The 14,889-nt window shown below is 66.3% G+C and carries 17 protein-coding genes and 2 tRNA genes; 3 read left to right on the top strand and 16 right to left on the bottom strand.

Features of this window, described 5'->3' with window-relative positions; all coding sequences use genetic code 11:
• Positions 1 to 2: 2 nt before the first annotated feature.
• From nuoK to ACIQ1T_RS05505, 15 genes are all read right to left on the bottom strand, one after another.
• Entirely contained in the window at positions 3 to 311 is a 309-nt protein-coding gene (nuoK, locus tag ACIQ1T_RS05575; protein WP_395943539.1) for an NADH-quinone oxidoreductase subunit NuoK, read from the bottom strand.
• The gene (locus ACIQ1T_RS05570) at positions 311 to 937 is read right to left on the bottom strand and encodes an NADH-quinone oxidoreductase subunit J (RefSeq protein ID WP_395943538.1); all 627 of its coding nucleotides are present in this window, start codon (positions 935 to 937) and stop codon (positions 311 to 313) included. Before ACIQ1T_RS05570 ends, nuoK begins: the two co-directional genes overlap by 1 nt.
• A 73-nt stretch (positions 938 to 1,010) precedes the next feature.
• Positions 1,011 to 1,502 (bottom strand): NADH-quinone oxidoreductase subunit NuoI, encoded by a 492-nt coding sequence (gene nuoI / locus ACIQ1T_RS05565; RefSeq protein WP_166620546.1) that lies wholly within the window; start codon positions 1,500 to 1,502, stop codon positions 1,011 to 1,013.
• The gene (locus tag ACIQ1T_RS05560) at positions 1,502 to 1,723 is read right to left on the bottom strand and encodes a hypothetical protein (RefSeq protein ID WP_395943537.1); all 222 of its coding nucleotides are present in this window, start codon (positions 1,721 to 1,723) and stop codon (positions 1,502 to 1,504) included. The genes nuoI and ACIQ1T_RS05560 overlap by 1 nt, the downstream gene beginning before the upstream one ends.
• Positions 1,720 to 1,944 carry a hypothetical protein gene (locus ACIQ1T_RS05555; protein WP_395943536.1) on the bottom strand — a complete coding sequence of 75 codons (225 nt, stop codon included), beginning with the start codon at positions 1,942 to 1,944 and terminating at the stop codon, positions 1,720 to 1,722. The genes ACIQ1T_RS05560 and ACIQ1T_RS05555 overlap by 4 nt, the downstream gene beginning before the upstream one ends.
• Positions 1,944 to 3,026: an NADH-quinone oxidoreductase subunit NuoH gene (gene nuoH, locus ACIQ1T_RS05550; protein WP_395943535.1), complete on the bottom strand. Its 1,083-nt coding sequence runs from the start codon at positions 3,024 to 3,026 to the stop codon at positions 1,944 to 1,946. Before nuoH ends, ACIQ1T_RS05555 begins: the two co-directional genes overlap by 1 nt.
• Before the next feature lie 3 nt (positions 3,027 to 3,029).
• Positions 3,030 to 5,075: an NADH-quinone oxidoreductase subunit NuoG gene (gene nuoG / locus ACIQ1T_RS05545; RefSeq protein ID WP_395943534.1), complete on the bottom strand. Its 2,046-nt coding sequence runs from the start codon at positions 5,073 to 5,075 to the stop codon at positions 3,030 to 3,032.
• Positions 5,075 to 5,566 carry a hypothetical protein gene (locus tag ACIQ1T_RS05540; protein ID WP_395943532.1) on the bottom strand — a complete coding sequence of 164 codons (492 nt, stop codon included), beginning with the start codon at positions 5,564 to 5,566 and terminating at the stop codon, positions 5,075 to 5,077. The genes nuoG and ACIQ1T_RS05540 overlap by 1 nt, the downstream gene beginning before the upstream one ends.
• Before the next feature lie 2 nt (positions 5,567 to 5,568).
• On the bottom strand, positions 5,569 to 6,882 hold the full coding sequence (nuoF, locus tag ACIQ1T_RS05535; protein ID WP_395943531.1) for an NADH-quinone oxidoreductase subunit NuoF: 1,314 nt from the start codon (positions 6,880 to 6,882) through the stop codon (positions 5,569 to 5,571).
• Positions 6,883 to 7,272: 390 nt separating this feature from the next.
• Entirely contained in the window at positions 7,273 to 7,554 is a 282-nt protein-coding gene (locus tag ACIQ1T_RS05530) for a hypothetical protein (RefSeq protein WP_395943530.1), read from the bottom strand.
• Complete coding sequence (gene nuoE, locus ACIQ1T_RS05525; protein ID WP_395943529.1) at positions 7,554 to 8,231, bottom strand: NADH-quinone oxidoreductase subunit NuoE; 678 nt, start codon at positions 8,229 to 8,231, stop codon at positions 7,554 to 7,556. The genes ACIQ1T_RS05530 and nuoE overlap by 1 nt, the downstream gene beginning before the upstream one ends.
• Positions 8,228 to 9,442 carry an NADH-quinone oxidoreductase subunit D gene (locus ACIQ1T_RS05520; protein WP_395943796.1) on the bottom strand — a complete coding sequence of 405 codons (1,215 nt, stop codon included), beginning with the start codon at positions 9,440 to 9,442 and terminating at the stop codon, positions 8,228 to 8,230. Before ACIQ1T_RS05520 ends, nuoE begins: the two co-directional genes overlap by 4 nt.
• A gap of 44 nt (positions 9,443 to 9,486) precedes the next feature.
• Entirely contained in the window at positions 9,487 to 10,116 is a 630-nt protein-coding gene (locus ACIQ1T_RS05515) for an NADH-quinone oxidoreductase subunit C (protein ID WP_395943528.1), read from the bottom strand.
• Entirely contained in the window at positions 10,113 to 10,724 is a 612-nt protein-coding gene (locus tag ACIQ1T_RS05510; RefSeq protein WP_395943527.1) for a NuoB/complex I 20 kDa subunit family protein, read from the bottom strand. Before ACIQ1T_RS05510 ends, ACIQ1T_RS05515 begins: the two co-directional genes overlap by 4 nt.
• Entirely contained in the window at positions 10,694 to 11,071 is a 378-nt protein-coding gene (locus ACIQ1T_RS05505) for an NADH-quinone oxidoreductase subunit A (protein WP_395943526.1), read from the bottom strand. The genes ACIQ1T_RS05510 and ACIQ1T_RS05505 overlap by 31 nt, the downstream gene beginning before the upstream one ends.
• A gap of 206 nt (positions 11,072 to 11,277) precedes the next feature.
• On the opposite strand from ACIQ1T_RS05505, the gene ACIQ1T_RS05500 reads away from it, so the two are divergent.
• From ACIQ1T_RS05500 to ACIQ1T_RS05490, 3 genes are all read left to right on the top strand, one after another.
• Positions 11,278 to 12,909, top strand: coding sequence for an AbgT family transporter (locus tag ACIQ1T_RS05500; RefSeq protein WP_395943525.1), 1,632 nt, complete (start codon positions 11,278 to 11,280; stop codon positions 12,907 to 12,909).
• 96 nt (positions 12,910 to 13,005) lie between these two features.
• A tRNA-Asp gene (locus ACIQ1T_RS05495) sits at positions 13,006 to 13,082 on the top strand.
• An 81-nt stretch (positions 13,083 to 13,163) separates the two neighbouring features.
• Positions 13,164 to 13,240, top strand: a tRNA-Asp gene (locus ACIQ1T_RS05490).
• A gap of 272 nt (positions 13,241 to 13,512) precedes the next feature.
• Here ACIQ1T_RS05490 and ACIQ1T_RS05485 read toward each other — a convergent pair.
• Complete coding sequence (locus ACIQ1T_RS05485; RefSeq protein WP_395943524.1) at positions 13,513 to 14,763, bottom strand: glycosyltransferase; 1,251 nt, start codon at positions 14,761 to 14,763, stop codon at positions 13,513 to 13,515.
• Positions 14,764 to 14,889 lie beyond the last annotated feature (126 nt).

Below are 14,889 nucleotides of genomic sequence, written 5' to 3'. Positions count from 1 at the left end.
GCTTAGCCCTTCATCACGGAGGCGTCGTCGACCGCGATGTCGCCGCGGTTACGGAAGAAGGTCACCAGGATGGCCAGGCCGACGGCGGCCTCGGCGGCGGCGACGGTCAGGACGAACATGGCCATGATCTGCCCCGACACATCGTTCAGATAGGTCGAGAAGGCCACGAAGTTGATGTTCACGGCCAGCAGGATCAGCTCGATCGACATCAGGATGATGATGACGTTCTTGCGGTTCACGAAGATGCCGAAGACGCCGATGGTGAACAGGGCGGCCGCCGTGCTCAGATAATGGATCAGACCGATTTCCATCAGAGAAGCTCCTCGGGCGAGACGCCCTGCCCGGTCTGGACCGACTTGACCTCCATCGCCTTGGCGGCGGAGCGGTTGACCTGGGCGGTGATGTCCTGCCGCTTGATGTGCGGCTTGTGGCGCAGCGTCAGGGTGATGGCGCCGATCATGGCGATCAGCAGCACGATCCCGGCGGCCTGGAAGAAGTAGATGTAGTCCGTATAGAGCACGCGGCCGATGGCCTCGACATTGCTCATGTCGGCGGCCGGCGCGCCCGGCGCCGCCAGACCGGCTGTCGCACCGCCCTGGATCACGGCCGTCGAGACGAAGATCATCTCTGTCAGCAGGACCGCCGCGATGACGCCGCCGATCGGCAGGTAGCGCGCATAGCCTTCACGCAGCTTCAGGAAGTCGACGTCCAGCATCATGACGACGAACAGGAACAGCACCGCCACGGCGCCGACGTAGACGACCACCAGCAGCATCGCCAGGAACTCGGCCCCCAGCAGGACGAACAGACCCGCCGCCGAGAAGAAGGCGAGGATCAGATACAGCACGCTGTGCACCGGGTTGCGCGCGGTCACGACCAGAAGGCCGGACACCACGGCGGTCGCCGCCAGCAGATAGAAGGCAATGCCTTGCAGCATGTCGGGACGAAGCCCCTTTCGTCTTGGCCTGGATCCCTCGAGGGAATCGGCGGCCCGTTCAAGCGAGAGCGCCTTAGCGGTAAGGCGCGTCGAGTTCCAGATTCTTGGCGATCAGCCGTTCCCAGCGATCCCCGTTGTCGAGCAGTCGGGCCTTGTCGAACAGCAGCTCCTCGCGCGTTTCGACGGCGAATTCGGAGTTGGGCCCTTCGACGATGGCGTCCACCGGGCAGGCCTCCTGGCACAGGCCGCAGTAGATGCATTTGACCATGTCGATGTCGTAGCGGGTCGTGCGGCGGCTGCCGTCGGCGCGCGGTTCGGCCTCGATGGTGATGGCCTGGGCGGGGCAGATGGCCTCGCACAGCTTGCAGGCGATGCAGCGTTCCTCGCCGTTGGCGTAGCGGCGCAGCGCATGTTCGCCGCGGAAGCGCGGCGACTGCGGGTTCCGCTCGAACGGATAGTTCACGGTCGCCTTGGGGCGGGCCATGTACTTCAGGGTCAGGCCGATGGCGCCGATGGCGTCGAGCATCATCGCGCCCTTGGCGGCCTGGGCGATACGAGTGAACATCAGAAGCGATCCTCTGGCGCCGGGGCGCCGTTGGTTGAAGTCTGGGCGGCGGTCGCCTGCGGCATGGCCGCCGGCGCCTTGGCCTGGCTCGCACGCCAGTCGCGCTCGATGCGCTCCTGACGGCGTTCCCATTGATAGCTGGACTCGGGCATCCGCGTATCGGGCGCGCAGGCCATAAGGCCGGTCGCGGCGACGCTCAGCGGCAGGATCAGACGCTTCATGCCTGGCCTCCCGGACGCTGATGCTTGCAGTCCATGTGTTTGTAGCGCGGGTCGTCGCGGCTCATCATCCGACACAGGTTCACGCTTTCCTGGTCGTGACGACGCTCGATGGCCCGCTCGTCCGCCGACGGCGGCGTCTCGTGAACCCAGGCGGGCTTGAGCGAACAGGCGCTGAGGCCCGACGCTGCGGCCACGGCCAGGATGACGAGACGTGGGTTCATCACGCACCCACCGCGAACACGCGCCAAGCCGAGGTGGCGATCACCGCGACCAGAGAGGCGGGCAGGAAGACCTTCCAGCCCAGGCGCATCAGTTGGTCGTAGCGGTAGCGGGGCACGAAGGCCTTCACCAGGGCGAAGCACAGGAACCAGATCACCGTCTTGCCGACGAAGGTCAGGACATAGATCGTGTATTCGAGCCATGACGGCAGGGCGTCCAGCGCCCCCTGAGGGATGAAACCGGGGTTCCAGCCGCCGAAGAAGAGCAGGCTGATCATCGCCGACATGAAGACGATGTTGACGTACTCGCCCATCATGAACAGCAGATAGGTCGTCGAACCGTATTCGACCTGATAGCCGGCGACCAGTTCCGACTCCGCTTCCGGCAGGTCGAACGGCGGGCGGTTGGTCTCGGCAAGGGCCGAGATGAAGAAGACGATCATCATCGGGAACATGACGACGATCAGCGGCCAGGTGCCCTGCCCGCCCCCGAAGGCGTACCAGTTCCAGAACATGCCCTTCTGGCTGTCGACGATGGTCGACAGGTTCATCGAACCGGCCAGCAGGATGACGTTGATGATGATCAGGCCCAGCGAGACCTCGTAGGACACCATCTGCGCCGCCGAACGCAGCGCGCCCAGGAAGGGATACTTCGAGTTCGAAGCCCAGCCGCCCATGATGATGCCGTAAACGCCCAGCGACGACACGGCCATGATGTAGAGCACGCCGACGTTCAGGTCCGACACGACCCAGCCCGGGGCGAACGGGATCACGGCCCAGGCCATGAAGGCCAGGACCACGGTGATGACCGGCGCCAGCAGGAAGACCGCCTTGTCGGCGCCGGAGGGGACGACCACCTCCTTCAGCACGAACTTCAGCATGTCCGCGAACGACTGCAGCAGGCCGAAGGGACCGACCACGTTCGGCCCCTTGCGCATCTGCACCGAGGCCCAGACCTTGCGGTCGGCCAGCAGCAGGAAGGCGACGCCGATCAGGACGCCGACGGTGATCAGCAGGACCTGACCGAGGGTGATCAGGGTCCAGCCGCCGGGGGTGGCCCAGAAGGAGGTTGCAGCAGCGTCCATGACTTACTCCGCCGCCATCGCGACCGGGGCGATCCGCAGGGCGGACAGCTCGGCCATGGTCGCACTGGCGCGCGCGATCGGGTTGGAAAGATAGGGGTCGGCGACGACCGAGGTGAAGACGCGGTCGCCCAGGTCGCCCTTGGCGCCCAGCTTGGCCACGTCGAACGACACGGGGGCCGGCAGATAGTCGATCCGGCCGAAGGTCGGATGATCGCCCATCAGCTTGGCGCGCAGCTGGTCCAGGGTGTCATAGGGCAGGGTCTGGTCGACGCGGGCCGACAGGGCGCGGATGATGGCCCAGTCTTCCTTGGCTTCGCCCTTCGGGAAGACGACGCGTTCGGCCATCTGCACCCGGCCCTCGGTGTTGACGTAAAGGCCGGCCTTCTCGGTGTAGGCGGCGCCCGGCAGGATGACGTCGGCGCCGTGCGCGCCGCGGTCGCCGTGGCTGCCCAGATAGACGCGGAAGGCGTTCGAACCGGTCGGATCGACCTCGTCGGCGCCCAGCAGGAACAGGACGTCCAGGGCGCCGGGCTTCAGCATTTCCGAAACCGCCAGGCCGCCCTCGGCCGGCACGAAGCCCATGTCCAGACCGGCGACGCGCGCGGCGGCGTGGTGCAGGACGTTGAAGCCGTTCCAGCCGTCGGTGACCACGCCGACCTTCTTGGCCAGGGCGCCCAGGGCGTTCAGGACGGCGGCGCCGCCCTCCCCGCCCAGCGCGCCGGCGCCGACGATGATCGCCGGGCGCTCGGCCTTGGTCAGGAAGTCGAGCGCCGACTTCGGCAGCTTGCCCAGGGTCTTCGAACCGGCGCCCAGATAGGCGTAGTCGAAGGTCAGGTCGGCTTGCTCGCCGATGACGCCGATCTCGACGCCGCCCTTGATCCAGGTCTTGCGCAGGCGGGCGTTCAGCAGCGGCGCCTCGATGCGCGGGTTGGCCCCCACGATCAGGATGGCGTCAGCCTTTTCAATGCCTTCCAGCCCGGTGTTGAACAGCCAGCCCTCGCGCGGGCCATAGCCCAGGGCGGCGCCGTCCTGGCGGCAGTCGGTGTTCTTCGAGCCCAGGGCGCGGAACAGGTCCAGCGTGGCCTTCATCGACTCGGCGTCCTGCAGGTCGCCGGCGATCACGCCGATCCGGTCGGCCGAGGCGGCCTTCAGCCTGGCGGCGACGGCGTCCAGCGCCTCGTTCCAGCTGGCGGCGCGCAGCTTGCCGTTCTCGCGGATCCACGGACGGTCCAGGCGGCGGGCGGTCAGGCCGTCGACGACATAGCGGCTCTTGTCCGACAGCCACTCCTCGTTGATGCCTTCGTTGACGCGCGGCAGCACGCGCATCACCTCGGAGCCGCGGAAATCGGCGCGGATGTTCGAGCCCAGGGCGTCCATGACGTCCACGGTCTCGGTCTTCTTCAGTTCCCACGGACGATAGTGGTACTGCCAGGGACGGTGCGTCAGGGCGCCGACCGGGCACAGGTCGTTGACATTGCCCGACAGTTCCGACGCGACCGACTTCTCCAGATAGGTCGTGATCTCGGCGTCCTCGCCGCGCGAGATCATGCCGATGTCCGGCACGCCGGCGACTTCGGTGATGAAGCGGACGCAACGCGTGCACTGGATGCAGCGCGTCATGAAGGTCTTGATGGTCGGGCCCATGGCCTTTTCTTCGACCGCGCGCTTGTTCTCCGAATAGCGCGAGCCGTCACGGCCGTAGCCGACCGACTGGTCCTGCAGGTCGCATTCGCCGCCCTGGTCGCAGATCGGGCAATCCAGCGGGTGGTTGATGAGCAGGAACTCCATCACCCCTTCGCGGGCCTTCTTGACCATCGGCGTGTCGGTGAAGATCTCCTGGCCGTCCGCGGCCGGCAGGGCGCACGAAGCCTGCGGCTTCGGCGGCCCAGGCTTCACCTCGACCAGGCACATGCGGCAGTTGCCGGCGATGGACAGGCGTTCGTGGTAGCAGAAACGCGGAATCTCTTGTCCAGCGCGTTCGGCGACCTGGAGCACGGTCATCCCGGGCTCGAACTCGGTCTCGACGCCGTTGACCTTGGCGACTGGCATCAGCGGGCCTCTTCTTCAGCGGGAACGGCCAACTCGGCCTGTTCCGTCGTCCCATCCGGGAGCGTCTGGGTGATGGTGATGGCCGCGCCGTCCATGACGTAGCGGATCACCGGGTCGCCGGACTGGTTCATCCAGCGAACGAGTGTTGCATCAGGCAGATCGAGCGGCTTCCACACGATCAGATCCTTTTCGACGCGGCAGTCGGCCCGCATCCGGCCGCCGTCGACCGGGGCGCGCCAGGAGGCGTGGATCACGTCCCCTTCCACGCCGTCGACGTCGATGGCGACGGGCTGCTGGCCGTGAATGGCCGCCAGACCCGCGCGGCAGACGCGACGCACATCCGACGCGTTCAGAACCGCCGGAGCGGTCTGGACGGCGTCCGACTTCGGCGCTGCGGCCGCGACCTTCTCCGCCGGACCGGGCGCGGCTTCACGCTCGCCGCAGGCGGCGAGAGCGAAGGCTCCGATCAGAATGGCGGACGAAAGGCGCATGATTACTCCGCAGCGATGGCGTGGCCGGCGAAGTTCGCGCGGCGGCTGCGATAGTTGGCGATCCGGTCTTCGATCTCGTGACGGAAGTGACGGATCAGACCCTGGACAGGCCAGGCGGCCGCGTCGCCCAGGGCGCAGATGGTGTGGCCTTCGACCTGACCGGCCACGTCCAGCAGCAGGTCGATTTCCGACGGATCGGCCTCGCCCACGGCCATCCGCTCCAGCACGCGCCACATCCAGCCGGTGCCTTCGCGGCACGGCGTGCACTGGCCGCAGCTCTCGTGCTTGAAGAAGTAGCTGATGCGGGCGATCGCCTTAACGATGTCGGTGGACTCGTCCATGACGGTCACGCCGGCGGTGCCCAGCGAGGACCGCATCTCGCGCATGGAGTCGAAGTCCATCAGCACGGTCTCCGCCTGGTCGCGGGTGATGACCGGGCAGGATGCGCCGCCGGGAATGATGGCCTTCAGATTGCCCCAGCCGCCGCGCACGCCGCCGCCGTGATCCTCGATCAGCTGGCGCAGCGGGATCGACATGGTCTCTTCGACCACGCAGGGCGTCATCACATGTCCCGACAGCGACATCAGCTTGGTGCCGGTGTTGTTCGGACGACCGAAGCTGGCGAACCAGTCGGCGCCGCGACGCAGGATGGTGCCGACGACGGCGATCGACTCGACGTTGTTCACTGTGGTCGGGCAGCCGTACAGGCCCGCGCCGGCCGGGAACGGCGGCTTCAGGCGCGGCTGGCCCTTCTTGCCTTCCAGGGATTCCAGCAGGGCGGTCTCTTCGCCGCAGATATAGGCGCCGCCGCCGTGGTGGATATAGACGTCGAAGTCCCAGCCGTGGACATTGTCCTTGCCGATCAGCCGGGCCTCATAGGCCTGTTTGACGGCGGCTTCCATCCGCTCGCGCTCGAGAACGTATTCGCCGCGCAGATAGATGTAGCAGGCGTGGGCCTGCATCGCGAACGAGGCGATCAGGCAACCCTCGATCAGCAGATGCGGATCGTGGCGCATGATCTCGCGGTCCTTGCAGGTCGCGGGTTCGGATTCGTCGGCGTTGACGACCAGATAGTGAGGACGATCCTTCACTTCCTTGGGCATGAACGACCACTTCAGGCCGGTCGAGAAACCCGCGCCGCCACGGCCGCGCAGACCCGAGGCCTTGACGTTGTTGATGATCCAGTCGCGGCCAAGGTCCAGCATGTCCTTGGTGGCGTTCCAGGCGCCGCGGTTCTTCGCCCCGTCCAGCGTCCAGTCCTGGAAGCCGTACAGGTTGGTGAAGATCCGGTCCTTGTCTTCGAGAATGCCGACCATCAGGCTGCTCCTGCGTCTGCGCCGACGGGGAGGACCGAGAGCGGACTGGCGTTCGAGGCCGAGATCACGCTGGCCGGGATGCGGCTGGCGTGGCTCTGGGCTGGGGTTGTTACGCGGTTCGGAAGCATCAGCAGGACCGGGTGAAGGCGTAGAAGACGCGGTCGCGGGGGCGACCGAAGGCGAGGAGTGCGGCGTGTCCGCGGATGCGGGCCCGGCGCTCAGCGACAGGCTGGCGGCGCCGGCCAGATTGACCATCAGGCGTCCGGCGCGTGAGGGCGTCCACCCTCCCCGGCCGCGTTTGGGCGTTCGCCCTCCGCGTCTGCGATCCGTCGACATGGCGCCCCCCGGCACACGTAATCGAACTGATGGAAACACATGAGATCGACGCCGTCATGACGCAGCTCCGTCGAGCTCGCGCATGCGGCGCTTGTGGTGCTGGGTCCGGGTCCAGATGGCGGCGATGACCGACGCCCAGCCCAGGCCCAGCATGACATAGGACAGATTGATCGCCCACTCGCCCAGACCCGGCGTGCCCTGGCGGGTCAGCAGGATCAGCACGGCGGCCCCGACCACGAGCGCAAGCCCGCCCGCGCGCAGGGGGCGCGCGACCTGGCGCAGCTCCTTGCGGTACGCGGCGCGGCCTTCGTCCGTGTCGAGGTCCGGCTTGGTCATCAGGCGGGGGCCTTCTCGACCGGAGCGGGATCGCTGTTCGGCAGCTTCTTGATCGGCTTGGCGGCCGAACCGTCATACAGTTTCGGATCCAGCAGAGTCTTGGCCCCGCCGATCGGCGCCGAGGTATGACGACCGGCGTACGAACCGGGCTTCGGCGACTTGCCGGCGGCGAAGTCGTCGATGATCTGGGCCATGGTCTCAGGCGTCAGGTCTTCGTAATAATAGTCGTTGATCTGGGCCATCGGCGCGTTGGAGCAGGCGCCCAGGCATTCGACTTCCTGCCAGGTGAAGCGGCCGTCGGCGGACAGATGGTCCTTGGGACCGATCTTGTCCTTGCAGACCTTCATCAGGTCATTGGCGCCGCGCAGCGCGCACGGCGTGGTGCCGCACACCTGGATCAGCGCCGTCTTGCCGACCGGCTCCAGCATGAACATGGTGTAGAAGGTCGCGACCTCCAGCACCCGGATGAAGGGCATGCCCAGCAGTTCGGCGATGGCGCGGATGGCGGGCTCCGAGACCCAGCCTTCCTGCTTCTGGACCAGCCACAGGACCGGGATCACCGCCGACTGGCGACGGCTTTCCGGATATTTCTTGATCCACCATTCGGCCTTGGCCTTGGTGTCCTTCGAAAAGGCGAAGGACTCGGGCTGTTCCTTGGCGAGACGACGAACGCTCATCGGTCCACTTCTCCGAAAACGATGTCGAGCGAGCCGAGGATGGCGGACACGTCGGCCAGCTGGTGGCCGCGGTTCATCCAGTCCATCGCCTGAAGGTGACGGAAGCCCGGCGCCGAGATCTTGACGCGATACGGTTTGTTGGTGCCGTCCGACACCAGATAGATGCCGAACTCGCCCTTGGGCGCCTCGACCGAGGCATAGACCTCGCCCTCGGGCGTCTTGAAGCCCTCGGTGTACAGTTTGAAGTGGTGGATCAGGGATTCCATCGACCGCTTCATCTCGCCGCGACGCGGCGGAACGATCTTGTTGTCCTCGATCATGACCGGCTCGCCGGGGCAGTTGCGCAGCTTGTGGATGCACTGCTCCATGATCCGCACCGACTGCTTCATCTCCTCGATGCGGCAGAGGTAACGGTCCCAGCAGTCGCCGTTCTTGCCGACCGGAATATCGAACTCCAGCTCGGCGTAGCACTCGTACGGCTGCGACTTGCGCAGGTCCCAGGCGATGTCCGAGCCGCGCAGCATGACGCCGGTGAAGCCCCAGGCCAGGGCCTCTTCCTTCGACACCACGCCGATGTCGACGTTGCGCTGCTTGAAGATGCGGTTCTCGGTGACCAGGCTTTCGATGTCGGCCAGGGCCTTGGGGAATTCCACGCACCAGCGGCCGATGTCGTCGATCAGGTCCATCGGCAGGTCCTGGTGGACGCCGCCGGGACGGAAATAGTTGGCGTGCAGACGGGCGCCGCAGGCGCGCTCGTAGAACACCATCAGCTTTTCGCGCTCTTCATGGCCCCACAGCGGAGGCGTCAGGGCGCCGACGTCCATGGCCTGCATGGTCGCGTTCAGCAGGTGGTTCCCGATCCGGCCGATTTCCGAATAGAGGACGCGGATCAGCTGGGCGCGATACGGAACCTCGACGCCGAGCAGCTTCTCGATGGCCAGGCAGAAGGCGTGTTCCTGGTTCATCGGCGCGACATAGTCGAGGCGATCCAGATAGGGCACGTTCTGCAGATAGGTGCGGGCCTCCATCAGCTTCTCGGTGCCGCGGTGCAGCAGGCCGATATGCGGATCGACGCGTTCGACGATTTCGCCGTCCAGCTCCAGCACCAGGCGCAGCACGCCGTGCGCGGCCGGGTGTTGCGGGCCGAAGTTGATGGTGAACTTGCGGTCGTCCATCGCCTTGGCGTGGTCCGTCCGGTGATCGACCGGCATGTCCTCGAACACGTCGACGGTCGGGATTTGGGCGCCGTCAGCCATCAGCCCTTCACTCCAGCCTTTTCGTCGCCGGGCAGCACAGGCGCCGGATACTCGGCGCCTTCCCACGGCGACAGGAAGTCGAACGTCCGGAATTCCTGCGTCAGCTTGACCGGCTCATAGACGACCCGCTTCTGCTCTTCGTCGTAACGGACCTCGACATAGCCCGTCATCGGGAAGTCCTTGCGCAGCGGATGGCCCTCGAAGCCGTAGTCCGTCAGCAGGCGACGCATGTCCGGGTGACCCGCGAAGATCATGCCGTACATGTCGTAGGCCTCGCGCTCGAACCAGCCGGCCGAAGGATAGACCTCGACGGCCGTCGGCACGGGCTGGACCTCGTCGGTCACGACCTTGACCCGCACGCGGGCGTTCTTGGTCATCGACAGCAGGTGATAGACCACCTCGAACCGCTCCTCGCGATCCGGATAGTCGGCGCCGCAGACGTCCAGGCACTGCTGGAACTCGAACTGATCGCGCAGGGCGGTCAGAACCTCGACGATGCGCTCGCGCGGGGCGACCAGGGTCAGCTCCCCGAACGCCACCTGGGCCTCGACACCCAGGGCGCCGACCATCTCGGCGCCCATCGGCGTCAATGCGGCCTCGAACTGGGCCTGAACGGCGAGAGAGCTCATCGGTCGATGGTCCCCGTGCGGCGGATCTTCTTCTGCAGCTGCAGCAGGCCGTACAGCAGGGCCTCGGCCGTCGGCGGGCAGCCCGGAACATAGACGTCCACCGGCACCACGCGGTCGCAGCCGCGCACGACGCTGTAGCTGTAGTGATAATAGCCGCCGCCGTTGGCGCAGCTGCCCATCGACACGACGTAGCGCGGATCGGGCATCTGGTCATAGACCTTGCGGATGGCCGGGGCCATCTTGTTGGTCAGGGTGCCGGCGACGATCATCAGGTCCGAGTGACGCGGGCTGCCGCGCGGGGCCATGCCGAAACGCTCGACGTCGAAGCGCGGCATCGACATCTGGATCATCTCGACGGCGCAGCAGGCCAGACCGAAGGTCATCCACATCAGCGAACCGGTGCGCGCCCAGGTGATGACGTCGTCGAGCGAGGCGGTCAGAAAGCCGCGCTCGCCCAGCTCCATGTTGACCGCTTCAAAGAACTTGTCGTGGATCTTGGGATCATAGCCCTCGACCGTCGACCGGGCGGCCGAGTTGGCGGGGACCAGAGCGCCGGGAAGCGGCGAGGAAGGCGCGACTATTCCCATTCCAGGGCTCCCTTCTTCCATTCGTAGATGAAGCCGATGGTCAGGACGCCCAGGAAGGCCATCATCGACCAGAAGGCGAAGACCATGCCGCCCTTGGTCAGGTCGAAGATCGACACGGCCCACGGGAACAGGAAGGCGACTTCCAGATCGAAGATGATGAAGAGGATCGACACCAGATAGAACCGGACGTCGAACTTCATCCGCGCGTCGTCGAATGCGTTGAACCCGCATTCATAGGCGGACAGCTTCTCGGAGTCAGGGTTCTTCGGCGCCAGCAACAGAGGCAGGGCGATGAAGAGCACGCTGATGAAAGCGGCGATGCCGGCGAAGATCAGCACCGGCAGATATTCGAGCAGAAATGCGTTCATTCAAAGAACCTCGGCCGCCGGGGAGAGGCGGGATTCGGGGCTTCTTAGACCCAACCTCCGCGCGGTTCAAACCCCTGCGGGCATTGGTTTTTTGTTGAGAACGGGTCGCAAGTCCGCGGGCCATATGTCGCAGGCCCGACGCTTGCGGTTCTTGCCGCGTCTCGGCCCTACTGCGGCCTTGAAATCGTAACTGAAAGTCATCCCGAATGAGCGCCGCCAGCCGCGTCCTGAACGCCGTAGAGCGGATCGGGAATCGCCTCCCCGATCCGGTATTCCTGTTTCTTTGGCTGATCGGGGGGCTGGTCGTCCTGAGTCTGGTCGGCGCAGGCCTGGGCTGGTCCGCCGTCAATCCGGTCACCGGCGACCGACTGGTCGCACAGAGTCTGCTGTCGCCCGACAACCTGGAGCAGTTGATCATCGGCATGCCCCGGACCCTGGCGGACTTTCCTCCACTGGGGATCGTCATCACCATCATCTACGGGGCCTCGGTGGCCGAAAGGACGGGCCTGTTCGCCACCGCGATTCGCGGCGCCCTGCTGAATGCGCCCAGGCTGATCCTGACGCCGGTCGTGGTCGTCACCGGCATGGTCTCCCACCACGCCTCCGACGCCTCCTATGTCGTCGTCATTCCTCTGGCGGCCGTGATCTTCGCCGCAGCCGGCCGCCACCCGCTCGCCGGCCTGGCGGCGGGGTTCGCCGCCGTCTCGGGCGGCTACGCCGGCAATCTGTTTCCCGGCGCCAGCGACGCCCTGATCCTGGGCATCACCGAACCGGCCGCCCACCTGATCGACCCATCCTATTCGGTGAACATCGCCGGCAACTGGTTCTTCATCGTCGGGGTGGTCTTCGTCTTCACACCCATTGTCTGGTTCCTGACCGACCGGGTGATCGAGCCCCGACTGGGCCGATGGACTCCGGCCGCAGGCGTCGAAGCCCCCAAGGCCTCGGAAAAGGAGCCCCTGACCGCCGCCGAGAAGCGAGGCCTGGCCTGGGCCGGCCTGACCCTCCTGGGCATGGTCGCGCTGTGGGCCCTGATCACCTTCCTGCCCGGCTCGCCCTTCGTCGACGCCGAGGCGGACCCGGAACAGAGGTTCAATCCGCTGTATCGCTCGCTGGTCGCCTTCTTCGCCGTCACCTTCTTCGCCACCGGCGGCGCATATGGCGCGGGCTCGGGCTCGATTCAGTCGCACCATGATCTCGTGCGGATGATGCGCGACGGGATCGCCCAGTTGGCGCCCTATATCGTCCTGGCCTTCTTCGCCGCGCATTTCGTGGCCATGTTCAACTGGTCGGGCCTGGGACCGATCCTGGCGGTCAATGCGGCGGCGGGACTGAAGAGCCTGGCCCTGCCCGCGCCGCTGCTGCTGATCTGCGTCGTCTTCGTCTCCTGCTTCTTCGACCTGTTCATCGGCTCGGCCTCGGCCAAATGGTCGGCGCTGGCGCCCATTGTGGTGCCGATGTTCATGCTGCTGGGAATCTCGCCCGAGATGACGACCGCCGCCTATCGGATGGGGGATTCCGTCACCAATATCGCCACGCCGCTGATGAGCTATTTCCCGCTGATCCTGACCTTCGCCCAGCGCTGGGATCCGCGCTTCGGTCTGGGCTCCCTGATGGCGACCATGCTGCCCTATGCGGGATCCTTCCTGGTGGCGGGGCTGATCATGGTCGCGGCCTGGGTGGCGCTGGACCTGCCACTGGGGCCCGGGGTGGGCGTCCACTATGAACCGCCCGCCCCCGCCGTGGCCGCGCAGGAGCCTGCGGGCGGCGGCCTGACGGGCCCGCACAGCCCGCCTCAGCCGGCCGCAGCCGCGCCGTCCACAGCCGTGTCGCGCTGAGGCCGATCTTTCTCCGAAAAGGCCGCTTGACGCGCTGGGTAAGCCCGCCTAAACGACGCCCCTCGCCGGGGCGCACAGCCGCTTCGGTTAGGAAACGCGGGTGTAGCTCAGTTGGTTAGAGTGCCGGCCTGTCACGCCGGAGGTCGCGGGTTCGAGCCCCGTCACTCGCGCCACTCTCTCTAGAAATAGAAGAGTGGCGCACACCGCATTTCCTCATAAGTTTTCGAAACAACTCAAAAGTTTCGACCTGGTACGCGGGTGTAGCTCAGTTGGTTAGAGTGCCGGCCTGTCACGCCGGAGGTCGCGGGTTCGAGCCCCGTCACTCGCGCCACTTCTTTTCGAACAAAGAAGTGGCGCGCCGCCCCTCTCCGGAAAGTCTGACGTCCAGACGCCGTCGACGCCCCTGATTCCGCCTCACCAGTCGTTTCTATTTCAAGCTATTGGCGATTCCCGGATTGCTCCGACGTCGCACGCCTTCACGGCATGCCATACTGCCCCTGCGCGGACCCGGTTTTCCGGAGTCCAGATCAGAATGGGCTCAGAATGGGCCTGGCGCGAGCGCACCTTTTTGGACTCGGTTTTTTCGGGTCCAGTCCGACCGTGTCAGTGAACGGCGAAGGCCTCGTCCGGACGCACGAAGGCGGCGTCGCCCGTCAGTTCGCCGTAGACCATGCACAGGTCGTCGAATACGCGGTTCCACGCGAACTGGCTGACAGCCTTCTCGCGCGCCGCCCGGCCGATGGCCTCGATATCGCGCGCAAACAGGGCCTCGACCGCCTCGGCGTAGTCGCCGGCCTCGGCGCTGGCCGCCAGTTGCCCGACCGACTCGTCGACCGTCTCGGCCACGCCGCCGGCGTTGACGCCGACCACGGGCCGCCCGCAGGCCATGGCCTCCAGCACGATCAGGCCGAACGGCTCCTTGTCGTTGGCGTGGACGAAGGCGTCGCAGCTGGCGATGATCCGGGCCACCGCCCGGGGATCCTTCTCGTACGGCATCGAGATGACCCGGTCCTCGTCCGGCATGCCCGACCCCGCGCCGACCAGCACCAGGTGGTAGGGCGCGCCCAGCTTCTGGACCGCCTCGATCAGGATATCGACATTCTTCTCCTTGGCGGGCCGGCCGGCGAAGCACAGCAGGCGGGCGTCCTCGCCCAGGCCCAGCTCCTTCAGAAGCCACTGCCGGTCCCGCCGCTCGGGCCGGAAGGTGTCGATCTCGACCCCCAGCGGGCGGATGACGATATTGTCGACCCCGGCCTCCTCCAGCCGGCGGGCGATGAACCGGCTGGGCGAAACAACCCGGTCGAACTGCGAGAACAGGCGCGCCCAGCGCTTCTCCACCGGCTTCTTGGCCCATTCGCCGAAATGCAACGCCGCCAGACCCGCCGGGTCCGAGTGGCAGAAGCCGACGACCGGGCACCCGACCCGCTGGCCCGCCTCGAGCGCGCCCTGCCCCGGCGTATAGGGGTCGCCGGCCTCGATGATCGACGGCTTCATCGCCGCCACCCAGGCGCTCCAGCGCTTGACCGAGCTGGGCCAGCGATAGCCGTCGCCGAACGGCAGTTTCGTCGCCCTCAGCTGTACGATGCCGTCGGCCCGGGCCTTGTGTCGCGCGCCCGGCACGATCAGCGAATGGCTGACGCCCGGCCGGTTGGCCTCGATCCAGGCCTTCTTCGACAGCAGGTAGCGTTTCACCCCGCCCGACCGCGGCGCATACAGCATGGTCGTGTCCACCAGCCGGGGGCGCTCATCCATGGACGCCTGTTTCAGCGCCCTCAGCGTGTCGGCCACCTCGACGTCCAGTCCCGGAATCAGTCGGAGTTCGTTTTCCTGAACGTCTAGGTCGGTCAATGTCATGAAGAGGTTCTCGCCTGGTCTGGGCTCGCCAACGCCGGGGGGGCTGGATTGGATGCGTCGCCGTGAAACGCGTTTGACCATCCTTCCGCCCGTAGACCTCGCCGCCGCAAAGCTCAATAGGGCCAT

Source organism: Brevundimonas sp. (assembly GCF_044336875.1).
Taxonomy (GTDB): domain Bacteria; phylum Pseudomonadota; class Alphaproteobacteria; order Caulobacterales; family Caulobacteraceae; genus Brevundimonas.
This window is presented reverse-complemented; position numbering and strand designations above follow the sequence as displayed.